We start from the raw sequence: 16053 nt of genomic DNA, 5'->3' as shown, positions 1-16053 counted from the left end.
ATTTTCGGACATTCTGGTAGATTAAGACCTGTGTCCTGGAAACCCGAAATGATGGCGTCCCGTGAGCGAGCGCCCCGCCTGCCGGCCCTATTGCGCGTGGCCTGTTGCCTGTTGCTGGCGTGCCTGTGCTCGGCGGCGCTGGCGGCCGCGCCGCGCAGCCTCCGCTTCGAACGCATCGGGCTCGAGGAAGGGTTGTCGCAGGAGTCCGTCCTCGCCATACTGCAGGACCGCGACGGCTTCATGTGGTTCGGCACGCAGGCCGGCCTGAACCGCTTTGACGGCTATCGCATCCAGGTGTTCCGCAGCGATCCCAACGACCCGGCCAGCCTGGCCGACAACTACGTCCGCGCCGCATACGAGGATGGCCAGGGTCGCTTGTGGTTCGGCACGCGCGGCGGCCTCGCGCACTTCGACGCCACCACCCGCACCTTCATCCGCCAGCCGCTGCAGGCCGGTGGCGCGCGCGATACGCGCACGAGCGCCGTCACGGCGATCGTCGGCGACGGCGGCCGCGGCCTCTGGGTCGGCACGAGCGACGGCATCGTGCACGTCGATCCGGCGACGGGCGAATTGCGCAAGCTGCGCCATGACAGCCGGGACCCCGGCAGCCTGCGCGACGACCGCGTCACGGCGCTCGCCCTCGATCCGCGCGGCGGGCTGTGGGTCGGCAGCGGCGTGGGCCTCGACCACTTGCCGGCGGGCGGCATGCGCTTCGAGCATGTCGACATCGAGGCCGGCAACGGCAAGCGCAATGCGGTGGGTGCGCTGTCGATGGGACCGCGCGACACCTTGTGGATCGGCACCGATGCCGGCCTGGAAGCGTGGCGCATCGGCGACGGTCCGCCGCAGCGCCACCACGTCGGCGTCGACGAAGGCATGGGCGACGGCCGGGTGCGCACCTTGTATCACGACCAGGGCAGCAACCTGTGGGTGGGCACGGAACTCGACGGCCTCAAATGGCGCGACCCGGCCAGCGGCCGCTTCGTCGGCTATGCCAGCCAGCCGCTCGACCGCCACTCGCTGTCCGACAGCCAGGTCACGTCGGTGTGGGTCGACCGCACGGGAACGCTGTGGGCCGGCACGATGTTCGGCGGCGTCAACCGCGCCGACCTGGCGAGCGGCGGCTTTGCCCGCTTCTCCATGCTGCCGGGCGAAGCGGCCGACCCGCGCAGCGCGCGCAAGATCCGCACGATCGCCATCGGCGCCGACGGGCGGCTGTGGCTCGGCACGACCGGTGGCGGCATCGTGCATCTCGACCCCAACAGCGGCCACGTCGACGTCCTGCGCCACGATCCTGCGAATCCCGCGAGCTTGCCGGACGACATGGTGAACCGCGTGCTGCCGGGGCGTGGCCGCTTGTGGGTAGGTTCCCCGAGCGGCCTGTCGTGGCGCGACCCGGCGACGGGCCGCTTCACGCAGGTGCCGCTGGGGCGCGAGGCCGGCGCCAACTGGGTCCAGGACCTGATGCTCGACCACGCCGGGGCGCTGTGGATCGTCACCCGCGGCGGCTTGTTCATGCTGGCGCCGGACGGCCAGACGCTGCGCAGCTGGCGCCACGACTCGGCCGTGCCGGGCAGCCTCGGCGAGAATTACGGCTTCGCCGTCCTCGAGGACCGCGCGGGTGCCATCTGGATCGGCACGGAGAATGGCCTCGACCGCTACGACCGCGCGACCGGCATCTTCACGCATTACCGCCACGACCCGGCCGACCCGTCGAGCCTGGGCCACAACCGCGTGTACTACCTGTACGAATCGGCGCGCGGTGACCTGTGGGTCGGTACGGCCGGTGGCCTGCACCGCGTGGAGCGGGGCGCCGGCGGCCACATCACCTTCCGCCCGTTTCCCGTGACGGCCGCGCGCGACCAGGTGCCGATCGGCGGCATCCTCGAAGACGGCAACGGGCAGATCTGGGTCAGCACGACGGTCGGCCTGACCCGCGTCGACCCGGACACGGGCCGCTACAAGAACTACACCGCGAAGGACGGCCTCACGGACGGTTCGTACTTCGTCGGCTCGGCCGCGCGCGGCGCCGACGGCGAACTGCATTTCGGCGGCGTCAGCGGCATGACGTCGTTCCAGCCCGAGGACATCCACGACAACCCGTTCCCGCCTGCCGTCGCCATCACCGACTTCCTCGTGTTCAACCGGCCGCGCGCGCTGCCCGCCGCCATCGAGCGTCTGCACGACCTGCGCCTCTCCCACCGCGACTCCGTATTCACTTTGGAATTCGCCGCGCTGCATTACGCCGACCCGCAGGCGAACCGCTACGCCTACCGCCTGCGCGGCTTCGACCAGGACTGGACCGAGACGGATGCCGGCAAGCGCTTCGCCACGTACACGAACCTCGACCCGGGCGACTATGTGTTCGAGGTGCGGGCCGCCAACAAGGACGGCGTGTGGAGCGAGAAGCCGGTGACGCTCGGCATCTCGATCACGCCGCCGTTCTGGATGACGTGGTGGTTCCGCCTGGCGGTGGCGAGCGTGCTGGCGGCGACCGCGGTCGCGCTGTACCGGCTGCGCGTGCGCGTGCTCGTGCAGCAGACGGCGCGCCTCGAATACCAGGTGGGCGCACGCACGGCGGAACTCGTGCTGCAGAAGGAGCAGGCGGAGCGCCGCAAGCAGGAGGCCGAGGCGCAGAAGGAAGCCGTGGAGCAGGCGCGCCGCAACATCGCGCTGTTGTCCGACATCGGCCGCGAGCTGACGGCGAACCTGGACGGCGAGGCGATCATGGCGAACGTGTTCGGCCAGGTGCGCCAGCTGATGGACGCGCCGCTGTTCGCGATCGGGCTCGCGCACGCGGACGGTACGCTCGCGTATCCGTACGTCGTCGCGGACGGCAGCCGCGTACCCGAGGCGGGGCTGTTCCCCGCGCGCGTGCGCGGCCTGGGCGCGTACTGCCTGGCGACGGGCGAGGAAATCCTGATCGGCGACCTGGCGCGCGACTACGCCCGGTTCGCGGGCCTCGTGCGCGACGTGCTCGGCACGGACCTCGCCGACCCCGACGCGGGCGCGCTGCCGCCACCGCGTTCGCTGCTGTTCGTGCCGATCCTCGTCGGCAGCCGCGTGCTGGGCGTGATCACGGTGCAGAGCGGGCGGCCGGGCGCGTACCACAACGTGCAGCTCGACATGCTCAGCACCCTCGCATCGTACGTGGGCGTGGCACTGGACAATGCGGACGCCTACCGCCAGCTGAAGGAAACGCAGGCGCAGCTGGCGGCGCGCGAAAAGCTGGCGTCGCTCGGGGCCCTCGTCGCCGGCGTTGCACATGAACTGAACACCCCGATCGGCAACAGCCTCCTGATGGCCAGCACGCTGCAGGAAAAGACGGACGCGCTGGCCGACCGTTTCGCGCACAACGCGCTGAAGAAATCGGACCTGGAGACGTGGATCGCGGCCGCGCGCGAGGCGGGGAGCCTCATCGTGCGCAGCCTGAACGCGGCGGCGGACCTCGTGAACAGTTTCAAGCAGGTGTCCGTCGACCAGGCCAGCACGCAGCGGCGCCGCTTCGACCTGGGCCAGGCCTGCCACGAGATCGCCGCCACGATGATGAACCAGGTGCGCCGCGCCGGCCACACGCTCGAACTGCGCGTGCTGCCGGGGATCGCGATGGACAGCTATCCGGGGCCGTTCGGCCAGGTCGTCATCAACTTCATCAACAACGCGCTGCTGCACGCGTTCGACGCACCGGGCGGCCACATGGTGCTGGCCGCGACGCCGCTGGACGGCGGCCGCGTGCGCATCGAGTTTTCCGACGACGGCCGCGGCATCGCGCCGGAACATCTGTCGCGCGTGTTCGACCCGTTCTTCACGACCCGCATGGGGCAGGGCGGCACGGGACTCGGGATGAACATCGCGTACAACCTCGTGACGACCGTGCTGCAGGGGACCATCCGCGTCGAGAGCAGGCCGGACGCGGGTACGGTGTTCGTCCTCGAGCTGCCGCTGCGGGCCGCAAGCGAGGCGGTGCCGTCGCCCGTACAAGGCGACGCGTGATGGTCGGTGTCTGGTGGGCTCGGGGAGCCCGCCCTACAACGGCGGCCGCGTGTCGGATGCCGTAGGGTGGGCACCCCGTGCCCACCAATGTACGCCGATCACACGACGTTGACCGGCTTCCCGGCCACCCACGCCTCGAGATTGTCGACCAGCATATCGGCCAGCGTCTGCATCGCGCCGCCGCTGGCCCACGCCACGTGCGGCGTCAGCACGAAGTTCGGCAGCCGCAGTTGCAGCAGCGGATTGTCGGCGACGGGCGGCTCCTTGCTCAGCACGTCGAACCCGGCGCCCGCGATGGTGCCGTCCGTGAGCGCTTGCGCGAGCGCCGCTTCGTCGACGAGGCCGCCGCGCGCCGTGTTGATCAGGATGGCGCTCCGCTTCATCGTCGCCAGCTCGCGCGCGCTGATCATGTGGCGCGTCGCGTCCGTGAGCGGCAGGTGCAGGCTCACGACGTCCGACGTGGCCAGCAGTTCGGCCAGCGGCAGCGCGGTGACGTCCGTGTCCGCGACGGGCGAGCGCGACGTGACGGCGACGTCCATCCCGAACGCGCGCCCGATCTGCGCGACGCGGCGGCCCAGCGCGCCGTAGCCGACGATGCCGAGGCGGCCGCCGGCCAGGTCGCCGATCGGATGGTCGAGCAGGCAGAACCGCGTCGACCGCTCCCAGCGGCCCGCTTCGACGTCGGCGACGTAGGCGCGCAGGTTGCGGCGCACGGCGAGCATCAGCGCGAAGCAGTGCTCGGGCACGGAGACGAGCGAGTAATCACGGATGTTGGCGACGACGATGCCGCGCGCGCGGCACGCGGCGAGGTCGACGTTGTCCGTCCCGGTGGCGGCGACGGCGACCATCTTCAGGTCGGGCAACTGCGCGATGGCGTCCGCGCGCAGCGGTACCTTGTTCGTGATGGCGATGGTCGCGCCGCGCAGGCGTTCGACGACCTCGTCCGGCTGCGTGGCCCCGTGGTCGGTCCACGTGTGCGCGAACGCGGGCGTGCGGACGTTAGCGATCAGGCTGTCGCGGTCAAGGAAGACAATGTTGTGCATGGCTGTCCCAGGCAAAGAAGGACTGCCATTGTAGAGCGCGGACGAAAAAAAGACAGGGCGGACCCTGTCTTTCGAGGATGGAGGGGCTTGAGCCGGTGCCCGTCGCCTTATTTGGCGGCGTCGGCCTTCTGGTCTGCGTGTGCCTCGGCCTTCTCGGCCGCGGCTTCCGCCTTGGCTTTGGCGGCTTTCTTGTGTGCTTTGGCTTTCTTCTTCGTGGCGTCGGCCTTGGCGACGGCGACGTCGGCATTCGCTTCCGCGGCTTTCTTCTCCAGCTTCGCGTCGGCCTTCACGTCGGCCTTTTCTTCCTTGGCTTCGGCCTTCGCGGCTTTCTTGTCCGCCTTCATCTCGGCTTTGGCGGCCGGCGTCGCCGCCGGGGTGGTTGCCGTCTGCGCGAACGCCGCGGTGGCGAACAGGCCTGCGATCAGGGTAGCGACGATTTTGCTCATGGCGGTGTTTCCTTCAGGTGTCGTTGAGAGACGGGACGATTCCCGTGCTACTGGGCCAGAAACGCCGCCGCCGCGCGTCCGGTTGACGACTCTTTACATCCCGTTACAAAGTGCATACGCGACCGTGCGGTGTTTGACACTGGAAATTATTCGAACGATACTCTTGCGGCACTCCCGGCCTACCCGGCCGGAGACTCCCACATCGACACTACCGAGATCGCCCGTGAGAACATCAACCTCCACCCTCCGTACCACCCTGACCGCCATCGCACTCGCCACCGCGGCGCTGGCCGCGCAGGCCGCAGACTCCGTCCACATCGATACGCAGCGCCTGTCGCAGGACGTCAAGGTCCTGTCGTCCGACGAGTTCGAAGGCCGCGGCCCGAACACGCCCGGCGAAACGAAGACCGTGAACTACCTGATCGAGCAGTTCAAGCTCGCGGGCCTGCAGCCGGGCGGCGACCTCGTCGACGGCAAGCGCGGCTGGACGCAGGACGTGCCGCTGGGCCGCTTCGAGATCCAGGGCCCGGTCGACGTGACGGTGTCCGAGGGCGGCACGACGAAGAAGTTCACGCAAGGCAACGAGATCGCGATCCGCGCCGCCATGACGGGCGCGAAGGCGGTCGACTTCAAGAATGCGCCGCTCGTGTTCGTCGGCTACGGCGTCACGGCGCCGGAACGCAAGTGGGACGATTTCAAGGGCCAGGACCTGAAGGGCAAGCTGGCCGTCGTGCTGATCAACGACCCGGACTTCGAGACGGGCAAGGGCGACTTCGGCGGCAAGGCCATGACCTACTATGGCCGCTGGACCTATAAATACGAGGAAATGGCACGCCGCGGCGCGGTGGGCACCCTGATCGTCCACGAGACGGCACCGGCCTCGTACGGCTGGGCCACGGTGAAGAACTCGAACACGAACGTGCAATACGACATCGTGCGCAAGAATCCGCTGGAATCGCATGCGCCGGTCGAAGCGTGGATCCAGCACGACGTCGCCGTCGACCTGTTCAAGCACGCGGGCCTCGACTTCGACAAGCTCAAGAAGCAGGCGCAGACGCGCGCGTTCAAGCCCGTCGAGCTGAAGGGCGTGACGATGTCGGCGCACTACGGCGTCGACGCCAAGGTCATCACGTCGAAGAACGTGCTCGCGATCCGCCCGGGCAGCGCGCATCCGGACCAGGTGGTGATCTACAGCGGCCACTGGGACCATCTCGGCGTCGGCGAGCCGGACGCGAAGGGCGACAAGATCTACAACGGCGCCATCGACAACGGCACGGGCATCGCCGCGCTGCTGGAACTGGGCCGCGCCTTCGCGAAGGCGCCGGCGCCCAAGCGCAGCGTCGTCTTCCTCGCCGTGACGGCGGAAGAGAAGGGCCTGCTGGGTTCCGAATACTACGCGAACAATCCGGTGTACCCGCTGGCGAAGACGGTCGGCGTCATCAATATGGACGCACTGAGTCCGTACGGCCCGGCGCGCGATTTCTCGATCTCCGGCAGCGCCAAGCTCGACCTGCTGGACGAGCTGGTCGCGAAGGCGAAGCAGGGCGGCCTGCGCTTCTCGCCCGATCCGAAACCGGAAGCGGGCCACTTCTTCCGTTCCGACCACTTCTCGTTCGCCAAGCACGGGGTGCCGGCGGTGTCGTTCGAGTCGGGCCAGGACTGGGTGCAGGGCGGCGTCGCGGCCGGCAAGGCCAACGAGGAACAATACGTGAACAACGCCTACCACCAGCCGGCCGACGAGTGGAGCGCGTCGTGGCCGTTCACGGGCATGGCGCATGACCTCGGCATCCTGTACGCGTTGGGCCGCGACCTCGCCGATTCGTCGGTGTGGCCGAACTGGGCGAAGGATTCCGAGTTCCGCGCCGCGCGTGACGCGACCGCGGCCGAGCGCAAGTAACCGGTACTCGGCGCATGGTGGGCTCGGGGAGCCCACCCTACGCGAATCGACCCGTTGGGTGGGGTGTCGGATGCCGGGGGCATCCAACCCGTGCCCACCAAACGCATCGCCGGCCGCAGCCGTAGGGTGGGCACCCCGTGCCCACGCGAACCGTTCGCACCGCCCGCGCTACCACGGTTAGCTGGCGAACAGTCGCGCCCGCACCGCTTGCCTACACTGAGGCAAATCGATGCGGAGGTGATGCCATGCCGGACCCGTTGAAGCTGTACAAGGCCAAGCGCGACTTCCAGATCACGGCCGAGCCCGAAGAGGGCGGCGAAGCGAGCCAGGATGCGCTGACGTTCGTGATCCAGAAGCACTGGGCCACCCGCCTGCACTACGATTTCCGTCTGGAACTGGACGGTGTCATGAAGAGCTGGGCCGTGCCGAAAGGCCCCAGCTACGACACCCACGACCGCCGCATGGCCGTGCACGTGGAAGACCACCCCATCTCGTACTCCGATTTCGAAGGCACGATCCCGCCGCACCAGTATGGCGCCGGCAAGGTCATCATCTGGGACAAGGGCACGTGGGAACCCGTCGGCGATCCTCGCCAGGGCTATAAAAAGGGCGAGATCAAGTTCGAGATGCACGGCCACAAGATGCATGGACGCTGGGTCCTCGTGCGCCTGCGCGGCCACGACGAGGACAAGCAGGAACCCTGGCTCCTCATCAAGGAAAACGACGAGTACGCGAAGCCCGCAACCGAATTCTCCGTCGTCGACGAATTTCCCGGCAGCGTGAAGGACTTGCCGATGCCCGAGCGGGGCGCCGCCGCGAAAGTGGCGGCATTGAAGGCCGAACGCGACGGCGCGGCGGCCAAGCCCGCGCGCAAAGCCGCGGCAAAAACGGCGACAAAGACGGCGGCCGCGAAGCCGAAGCGCGGCGCCATGCCGGAGGGTGCCGTCAAGGCCGACCTGCCGGCTACGTTGACGCCGGAACTGGCGACCCTCGTCGACGGGCCGCCGGCCGACCCGGAAAACTACATCTACGAGATCAAGTTCGACGGCTACCGCATGCTTGCGCGCGTCGCGGGCAAGGACATCCGCCTCATCACCCGCAACGGCAACGACTGGACGGACAAGCTGGGCCCGCTGCAGCAGGAAATCCGCCGCATGAAGCTGCCGGACGGCTGGTACGACGGCGAGATCGTCGTGCACGACGAGAACGGCAAGCCGAATTTCAATCTGCTGCAGCTCGCGTTCGACGGCTCCAACACGGCGAAGATCGTCTACTTCGTGTTCGACGCGCCGTACTACAAGGGCTACGACCTGCGCGACGTGCGCCTCGACCTACGCCGCGCGCTGCTGCAGGACGTGCTGGATGCGCGACCGTCCGAGATCGTGCGCTTCTCCGCGGAGTTCGGGACGGACCCGGCACAACTGGTCGCCGCCGCCTGCCAGATCGGGCTCGAAGGCGTGATCGGCAAGCGCCGCGATTCGCGCTACGTGACGCGCCGCTCGCCCGAATGGATCAAGCTGAAATGCGGCCTGCGCCAGGAATTCGTCATCGGCGGCTACACCGATCCGCAGGGCTCGCGCACGGGTATCGGCTCGCTGCTGCTGGGCTACCACGACAAGGACGGCGTGCTACGCTACGCGGGCAACTGCGGCAGCGGCTTCAACGGCGCGTCGCTGCGCCACGTGCGCGAGGTGCTCGAGGAGATCGAAACGGACAAGAACCCGTTCCCGCCGCGCGCCGTGCCGGGCCGCACGAACCATTGGGTAAAGCCCGTCCTCGTGGCGGAAGTCAGCTTCTCGGAATGGACGGCGACGGATTCGATCCGCCATCCCGTATTCCAGGGCCTGCGCAAGGACAAGCCGGCGAAGAGCGTCGTACGCGAACTGCCGAAACACATGCAGCCCGCGGCGGCCGATGACGATGCGCAGCCCGCCGCGAAGCCTGCGAAGAGGCCGGCCGCGAGGCGTGCGGCGGCCAGGACCGCGCCACCGGCGGAGTCCACGCTGCCCGGCAAGCTGCCCGCCACGTTCAAGGTCACGCACGGCGAGCGCGTGGTGGACGCGGAAAGCGGCGTCACGAAAGTCGAGATGGTGCGCTACTACGCGCTCGTCGGCGAACTGATGATGGAACACCTGAAGGGCCGCCCCGTCTCGCTCGTGCGCGCGCCCGAGGGCGTGGGCGGCGAACTGTTCTTCCAGAAGCACGTCGTCGACACGGCGAAAATGCCCGGCGTCGCGCAGATGGACCAGGCGCTCGATCCGGAGCATCCGCGCATGACGCAGATCGCGACGGTCGAGGGGCTGCTGTCGAGCGCGCAGTGGAACGTCGTCGAGATCCACAGCCAGAACGCGACCGCGAAGCACTACGATACGCCGGACCGCATGGTGTTCGACCTCGACCCGGGCGAGGGCATCGAATGGCCGCAGGTGCAGGAGGCCGCCGAGATCATGCGCGTCTTCCTGCAGGAACTGGGCCTGAATCCGTTCCTCAAGACGAGCGGCGGCAAGGGGCTGCACGTCATCGTGCCGCTGAAGCCGAAGCTCGACTGGGACACGGTGAAGGATTTTTCGCGCGCCATCGTGAGCCACCTGTCGAAGACGTTCCCGGAGCGCTTTTCCGCCAAGAGCGGCGCGAAGAACCGCGTGGGCCGCATCTTCATCGACTACCTGCGCAACGGCCGCGGCGCGACGACCGTCGCCGCATGGTCGGCCCGCGTGCGCCCCGGCCTCGGCATCTCCGTGCCCGTGCGCTGGGCAGAGCTGCCGAAGCTGAAGTCGGGCAGCCACTGGACCGTCAAGACCGTGCACACGCGCCTCGACGAAGGCAACGCGCCGTGGGCCGATTACGACAAGAGCGCCACCACGCTCACGAAGGCGATGAAGGCGCTGGGGTACAAGCCCGAGGACAGGTGAGCAACCCAGCCGCTCACGTCGACTCCTGTCCGTGGCCGACGGTGTCGTCCGGCGCCGGGTCACCCCGCTCGTTGCGGAAGATGGCGCGCACGTTCATCGCCGCGAGGCCCGCCTGCAGCGCGATCAGCGCCCACGCGCCGTCGTGCACGCCCCACACGATCCACAGCCCGTTGCTGGCGATGAAGGTCCAGAAGCCGACCACGCGCTTCTTCGCGTGGCGGGCGCCGACGAGGAACGCGGCCACGAGGGTCACGGCCATCGCCGGCCATTGCAGCAGGTCGAGCAGCGTGTCGAGATCCACTCAGGCGGCCTTCCTGCGCCGCGCCGGTGCCGCTTTCGCGGCCGGCTTGGCGGCCGCCTTCGTCGCCGTCGCGCGCTTGGCCGCCGTCTTCGTCGCCGTCTTTGCGCTCGTCGACTTCGCGGCCGTCGTGCGCTTCGCGCTCGCGTGCGTGGCCGCGTGCGCGGGCGCCTTGCGTGCGCGCGGCGGCGGGGTGTCGTCGCTGTCGTCGTCCGCATGGCGCGCGGGCTTCTTCGATGCGCCCGGTGGCGGTTCGTCGTCGTCGTCCGCGTCGGCCTTCGCGGCGGGCTTCTTGCCCAGGCTTGCCTGCAGCAGAGACACGAGATCGATGACGTTCGTCTTGGCCGGCTTCTCTTCCTCCGGCTCCGGTTCCGTGAGGGTCTTGGTCTGGTTCGCGGCGACCTTCTTCTTGATCAGCGCGAGCACGTCCTCGCGATACGTGTCGTGGTACTGCTCCGGCTTCCATTTCTCGCTCATGCCTTCCACGAGCGCTTTCGCCATCTGCAATTCCTTGTCCGTGACCTGCGCGGCCTTCGAGTCCGCCGCCGGGATCTTGAGTTCGTCGACGGGGCGGATCTCGTCCGGATAGCGCAAGGTGTTCAGCACGATCGTGTCGCCCACGCAGACGAGGGCGGCCAGGTGCTGCTTGACGCGGATGACGACGTTCGCGATGCCGATCTTGCCGACCTCGCGCAAGGTCTCGCGCAGCAGCGCGTACACCTTGTCGCCGCCCTTGCCGGGCGCAAGATAGTAGGGCTGTTCGTAGTAGACCAGCGGGACCTGCTCGGCGTTCACGAACGCGATGATGTCGATGGTCTGCGTCGCTTCCGGGTTCGCGCGGCGCAGATCCTCGTCGGTCAGCACGACGTATTCGCCGTCGCGGTATTCGTAGCCCTTGACGATGTCGTCCCAGGACACTTCCTTGCCCGTCGCCTTGTTGTAGCGCTTGAAGCCGATCGGCGCGAAGTCGCGCCGGTCGAGCATCGTCAGGTCGAGCCCCTGGTCGCTCGCCGCCGGATACATCTCGACCGGGATGTGCACCAGCCCGAAGCTGATCGCACCCTTCCACATGCTGCGTGCCATTGGAGCTCTCCCTTGGTTTATTCGCCCACCGATCCCGTGATCGGCAGCACGACGCCCGTCACGTAGCCGGAACAGACGTTCGATGCGAGGTACACATACGCCGGCGACATCTCTTCCGGCTGCGCGGGCCGGCCGAACGTCGTGCTCTGGCCGAATTTCGTGATCTCTTCCGGCGACTGGTCGGCCGGGTTCAGCGGCGTCCACACGGGGCCCGGCGCGACGGCGTTGACGCGGATGCCCTGGTCCAGCAGGTTCGCCGCCAGCGACATCGTGAAGGCGTGGATGGCGCCCTTCGTCGTCGAATAGTCGAGCAGTTTCTTCGAGCCCTTCAGGCCCGTCACGGAACCGGTGTTGATGATGGCCGCCCCGCGCTTCATGTAGGGCAGGCAGGCCTTCGCCATGTGGAAGTAGCCGTAGATATTCGTGCGCATCGTCTCGTCGAAGCGGTCTTCCGTGAGGTCGAGCAGAGACTCCGCGTGTTCCTGGAACGCGGCGTTATTCACCAGCACATCGAGCCGGCCCCATTTCGCGACGACCTGGTCGACGGCCTGCTGGCAGAATTCCATGTCCTTCACGTCGCCGGCGATGGTGATGCATTTCTGGCCCTCGGCCTCGATGTAGCGCTGGGTCTCGGCCGCGTCCTCGTGCTCGTTCAGGTACAGGATCGCGACGTCGGCGCCTTCGCGCGCGAACAGGATCGCGACGGCGCGCCCGATGCCGGAATCGCCACCCGTCACGATGGCGACCTGGCCCGCCAGCTTGCCGCTGCCCTTGTACTGCTCGGCCATGAACCTGGGCTTGAGCTCCATCTGGGCTTCCAGGCCCGGTTTCGCCAGGTGCTGCGCGGGAAAGTCGCCGCTCGGCTGCTGGACGCCCGTCTGTGCCGCGCCGCTGCCGCCGCTGCCCTGGCCACCCTTCTGCATGCTCGCGTCGTGCTGGTCCTGGCGGTTCTGGATCGCCTTCTGCTTGTTCGCCGCATCGTCCTGTGTTGCCATGGTGCCCTCCTTGTGCATGATCCCGCCAGTATTCCCGCGTGAAGACGCCGCTGACGGTGCGGTCCCACACATTGCGCGCATTTGCTGGCTTATGCTGGTGGCTTTGTGGCAAACTTGTTGGCGTAACAAAGTATTCTCGAGGTGACGATGGCGCAGCAGACGGAACAGGCAGCGGAGCAGGAAGCAGGGCGCACGGGCATCTATCTGAGTCCGATGGCGCAGCGGCGCGCGGATTTTTCGGACGCGTGCGGGCCCCTGTTCGCGCGCCTGCACCTGGCCGACAGCGCGGACGTGGCCGCCAGCCTGATGGCGCGCGCACAGCCCGACCTGCTCATCATCGACCTCGACCGTTTCGAGCCGAGCATCGACCTCGATGCGCTGGGCGACCTCGTCGCCCGCCGCGCCGGGGCACCTGTGCTGCTGCTGTGTCCCTTCGCGGGCGCCGCGTGGCTGCCCGCCCTGATGGCGTTCGGGCCGCTGCGCTATGCCATCACGCCGCTGAACGGGACGGCGCTGCGCGCGACGGTCGAGACATCTCTTGCGCAGCCGGCCGCCCCGGCGAGCGATGCGGCCGGGTTGCGTGCGCTGCTCGGCCTGCGCGCCCGCGTGCAGGCCGCGCTGGACGACGCGGAGGATGCGCACACGTTGGCGGAAAGCCTGTGCGCCGCGCTGTGTGCGTGGCCCGGCGTGCTGCATGCGGGCGTGTTCCTGCTGAGGGAAGGCAGCGACCTGCTACTGGTCGCGCAACAGGGCCCGGACGGCCTGCTGCTGGGCGCGCTACTGCAACGCACGGACCGGTTGCTGCAGGCGCCGCTGCGTCACGCGTTCCCCGGCTTGCTGGCCGCCGCTAGCGGAACCGCCGCCCTGATCGAGGCACCGGAGCAGCCGGGTGAGCCGGCGCTGGCCGACGGCTTGCGCGCGCACGGCGCCGCGATGGCACTCGGCCTGCCGATTCCGGCCGACGGCCCCGGCGCGCCGCGCGGCGCATTGTCGCTGCTGTTCGAGGCGCCGCACGCGTTCTCGCTCGACGAGTGGAACACCCTGGCCGACGTGGCCCGGCTGGCTGCCTTCGGCCTGCGGCTCGCCGCGATCGGCCAGGAAAACGAACACCTGCTCGTGCGCCTGACGTACATCTCGACGATGGACGCGTTGACGGGCGTGGCGAACCGCCGCCACGGCGAGGAATTGCTGGACAAGGAAATCAAGCGCGCCCGCCGCTACCGCGTGCCGCTCGCGCTGCTCGCGTTCGATATCGACCGTTTCAAAGCGGTCAACGACACGTACGGGTATCCGGTCGGCGACGTGGCGCTGCGCACCGTGGCCGACACGGCGCGCGCCGTGCTGCGCGCCAGCGACGTGCTCGTGCGCTCGGGCGGCGAGGAATTCCACATCATTGCACCGCACACGAGTGCCATCGATGGCTTGCGGATGGCGGAAAAGGTGCGCGTGGCGATCGAACAGGCGGAGATCCCGGGTTGCGACCACGTGACGGTGAGCCTTGGCGTCGCCCAGCTGGGCGAGCAGGAGAGCGGCGATTCGCTGACGCAACGCGCGGAGGCCGCGCTCGCGCGCGCCAAGCGGGCCGGTCGCAATTGCGTCGAGCTGGCGATGCAGTGAGCACGGCCGTCTCTTTTTCAGCACAGCAACCACCCGGATTGTTGACGCACGGCACGGCGTTCGATTGCAAGCGCATCCCAGCTGTGGCAGGATGGAACCACGGTTTTAGAGAAAAGGTGGATATCATGCCTCGCCCGAGCACTATCGTTATTCTGTTGTCAACCGTCGCCCTCGTCGTCCTCGGTTTCGCTGCCGCCGCCCCGACCGGCATCGCCCTGGCCCTGACGTTCGAACTGGTCGCTTCGAAGCAGGCCGCCGACCGCGAGCGCGCCCTGCGCACCGCCCGCGTGGCCCGGCCGCTGCGCCGCCGCTGACCGGTCCCGGTCGCCTTCCGCCTGCTTGACCGGCTGCGTGGCCGGCCGAGCGTGCATCTTCACCGAGCCGCTTTCGAGCGGCTGTCCGTTTCACCCCTCCGATTCGCTTTGCGGCGCCACCGCGCTCTCCCGTGATTCCGGCGCGCACCGCGCTCGTCCGTGATCCCGTTGCGACCGCACCGTTGCGGTGCCGTCGGCGCCGTCCTGGTGCGCGCCATGCCGGGCGGGTAGTGAATGCCCCGGCGTGGTGCCCGCCGCGCACCCGTTTGCGACTGGCACGCATCGTGCTAACTCATCCGGCATGCGCGACTGTACTGCCGACGATCCTGTTTCCTCCGCCTCCTGGCACGCGAGCCTGCACCTGGGCTTCGCGCGCGACGGCGCCTGCACGCGCCTCGTGCGGCGCGAGCACCGCGGGCCGCTGCGCGTGCAAAAGGCGCTGTATCCGGAAGGGCCGGGCACCTGCCACGTGATCGTCGTGCATCCGCCCGGCGGCATCGTCGGCGGCGACCGCCTCGACATCGCGCTCGACGCGCAGGAAGGCTGCCACGTGCTCGCCACGTCGCCCGGCGCCACGAAATGGTATCGCGCGAACGGCCGCATCGCGCGCCAGGACGTGCGCCTGGTTGCGGCGGCCGGCGCCGCCATCGAGTGGCTGCCGCAGGAAACGATTTTCTACGACGGCGCCGACGTGACGCTGACGCACGACGTGGACCTCGCGCCGGGCGCCGTCTACGTCGGCAGCGAAGTCCTGTGTTTCGGCCGGCGCGCGTCCGGCGAGCGCTTCACGCATGGACGCGTGGCGCAGCGCACGCGCATCCGCATTGGCGGCCGACCCGTGTGGTGGGAGCAGGGCGCCGTCACGGCCGACACGCTGGCCAGCCCGCTGGGCCTGCGGGGCCGCAGTGTGTGCGCCACCTTGGTCGCCGTCGGCAAGCCCGTGCCCGCCGCGCTGCAGGACGTCGTGCGCGCCGTCGACCCGGACCTGGCCGTCAGCCAGGTGAAGCAGGTGTTCGTGGCCCGCTTCCTCGGCGACGACGGCGAACGCGCGCGCGCCGCGCTCGCCGGCGCGTGGCAGGCGCTGCGTCCGCACCTGCTCGACCGCCCGGCGACGTTGCCGCGCATCTGGAACACATAACGGGAACACCATGGACCTGACGCCACGAGAAAAAGACAAACTGCTGATCTTCACGGCCGCGCTGCTGGCCGAACGCCGCCGCGCGCGCGGCCTCAAGCTGAACTATCCGGAAGCCGTCGCGCTGATCACGGCCGCGATCATGGAAGGCGCGCGCGACGGCCGCAGCGTCGCGGAGCTGATGAGCGAAGGCACGGCCATCCTCGCGCGCGCCGACGTGATGGACGGCGTGCCGGAGATGATCCCGGAAATCCAGGTCGAAGCCACTTTCCCCGACGGCACCAAGCTCGTCACCGTTCACAACCCGATCCCGTGACCCC

12 protein-coding genes are annotated in these 16053 nt (G+C 68.7%); 7 read left to right on the top strand and 5 right to left on the bottom strand.

Annotated elements, in window-relative coordinates; translation table 11 throughout:
• Positions 1-48: 48 nt before the first annotated feature.
• Positions 49-3993 (top strand): sensor histidine kinase, encoded by a 3945-nt coding sequence (locus HAV22_RS03710; protein WP_166856652.1) that lies wholly within the window; start codon positions 49-51, stop codon positions 3991-3993.
• Between the two features lie 98 nt (positions 3994-4091).
• Here the strand turns inward: HAV22_RS03710 and HAV22_RS03705 are convergent, their stop codons facing one another.
• On the bottom strand, positions 4092-5036 hold the full coding sequence (locus HAV22_RS03705) for a D-2-hydroxyacid dehydrogenase (protein WP_166856651.1): 945 nt from the start codon (positions 5034-5036) through the stop codon (positions 4092-4094).
• A gap of 107 nt (positions 5037-5143) precedes the next feature.
• Positions 5144-5482, bottom strand: coding sequence for a hypothetical protein (locus HAV22_RS03700; protein ID WP_166856649.1), 339 nt, complete (start codon positions 5480-5482; stop codon positions 5144-5146).
• Between the two features lie 223 nt (positions 5483-5705).
• On the opposite strand from HAV22_RS03700, the gene HAV22_RS03695 reads away from it, so the two are divergent.
• Together HAV22_RS03695 and ligD are read left to right on the top strand one after the other, a co-directional pair.
• Positions 5706-7379 (top strand): M28 family metallopeptidase, encoded by a 1674-nt coding sequence (locus HAV22_RS03695; protein WP_371869523.1) that lies wholly within the window; start codon positions 5706-5708, stop codon positions 7377-7379.
• Between the two features lie 245 nt (positions 7380-7624).
• Positions 7625-10291, top strand: coding sequence for a DNA ligase D (ligD, locus tag HAV22_RS03690; protein WP_166856644.1), 2667 nt, complete (start codon positions 7625-7627; stop codon positions 10289-10291).
• A 13-nt stretch (positions 10292-10304) separates the two neighbouring features.
• On the opposite strand, the gene HAV22_RS03685 is transcribed toward ligD, so the two are convergent.
• The 3 genes from HAV22_RS03685 to HAV22_RS03675 are packed head-to-tail and all read right to left on the bottom strand — an operon-like array spanning position 10305 to position 12667.
• Positions 10305-10592 carry a hypothetical protein gene (locus tag HAV22_RS03685; protein WP_371869522.1) on the bottom strand — a complete coding sequence of 96 codons (288 nt, stop codon included), beginning with the start codon at positions 10590-10592 and terminating at the stop codon, positions 10305-10307.
• On the bottom strand, positions 10593-11672 hold the full coding sequence (gene ku, locus HAV22_RS03680; RefSeq protein WP_166856642.1) for a non-homologous end joining protein Ku: 1080 nt from the start codon (positions 11670-11672) through the stop codon (positions 10593-10595). It abuts the gene before it with no gap.
• A gap of 17 nt (positions 11673-11689) precedes the next feature.
• The gene (locus tag HAV22_RS03675; protein WP_166856640.1) at positions 11690-12667 is read right to left on the bottom strand and encodes an SDR family oxidoreductase; all 978 of its coding nucleotides are present in this window, start codon (positions 12665-12667) and stop codon (positions 11690-11692) included.
• Positions 12668-12814: 147 nt separating this feature from the next.
• On the opposite strand from HAV22_RS03675, the gene HAV22_RS03670 reads away from it, so the two are divergent.
• From HAV22_RS03670 to HAV22_RS03655, 4 genes are all read left to right on the top strand, one after another.
• Positions 12815-14284: a GGDEF domain-containing protein gene (locus HAV22_RS03670; protein WP_166856638.1), complete on the top strand. Its 1470-nt coding sequence runs from the start codon at positions 12815-12817 to the stop codon at positions 14282-14284.
• Between the two features lie 155 nt (positions 14285-14439).
• Positions 14440-14598: a hypothetical protein gene (locus HAV22_RS03665; protein WP_166856636.1), complete on the top strand. Its 159-nt coding sequence runs from the start codon at positions 14440-14442 to the stop codon at positions 14596-14598.
• 301 nt (positions 14599-14899) lie between these two features.
• Positions 14900-15736 (top strand): urease accessory protein UreD, encoded by an 837-nt coding sequence (locus tag HAV22_RS03660; RefSeq protein ID WP_166856634.1) that lies wholly within the window; start codon positions 14900-14902, stop codon positions 15734-15736.
• A gap of 10 nt (positions 15737-15746) precedes the next feature.
• Positions 15747-16049 (top strand): urease subunit gamma, encoded by a 303-nt coding sequence (locus HAV22_RS03655; RefSeq protein ID WP_166856632.1) that lies wholly within the window; start codon positions 15747-15749, stop codon positions 16047-16049.
• Positions 16050-16053: the final 4 nt, after the last annotated feature.

Source organism: Telluria antibiotica (genome assembly GCF_011682055.1).
Taxonomy (GTDB): Bacteria; Pseudomonadota; Gammaproteobacteria; order Burkholderiales; family Burkholderiaceae_D; genus Telluria; species Telluria antibiotica.
Note: the sequence above shows the minus strand (reverse complement) of the source record. Positions and strands in the feature narration are given on the sequence as shown.

Coding starts and splice junctions, on each gene's coding strand:
- HAV22_RS03710 (WP_166856652.1), top strand. CDS start 49: ATGATGGCGTCCCGTGAGCGAGCGCCCCGCCTGCCGGCCCTATTGCGC.
- HAV22_RS03705 (WP_166856651.1), bottom strand. CDS start 5,036: ATGCACAACATTGTCTTCCTTGACCGCGACAGCCTGATCGCTAACGTC.
- HAV22_RS03700 (WP_166856649.1), bottom strand. CDS start 5,482: ATGAGCAAAATCGTCGCTACCCTGATCGCAGGCCTGTTCGCCACCGCG.
- ligD (WP_166856644.1), top strand. CDS start 7,625: ATGCCGGACCCGTTGAAGCTGTACAAGGCCAAGCGCGACTTCCAGATC.
- ku (WP_166856642.1), bottom strand. CDS start 11,672: ATGGCACGCAGCATGTGGAAGGGTGCGATCAGCTTCGGGCTGGTGCAC.
- HAV22_RS03675 (WP_166856640.1), bottom strand. CDS start 12,667: ATGGCAACACAGGACGATGCGGCGAACAAGCAGAAGGCGATCCAGAAC.
- HAV22_RS03670 (WP_166856638.1), top strand. CDS start 12,815: ATGGCGCAGCAGACGGAACAGGCAGCGGAGCAGGAAGCAGGGCGCACG.
- HAV22_RS03660 (WP_166856634.1), top strand. CDS start 14,900: ATGCGCGACTGTACTGCCGACGATCCTGTTTCCTCCGCCTCCTGGCAC.
- HAV22_RS03655 (WP_166856632.1), top strand. CDS start 15,747: ATGGACCTGACGCCACGAGAAAAAGACAAACTGCTGATCTTCACGGCC.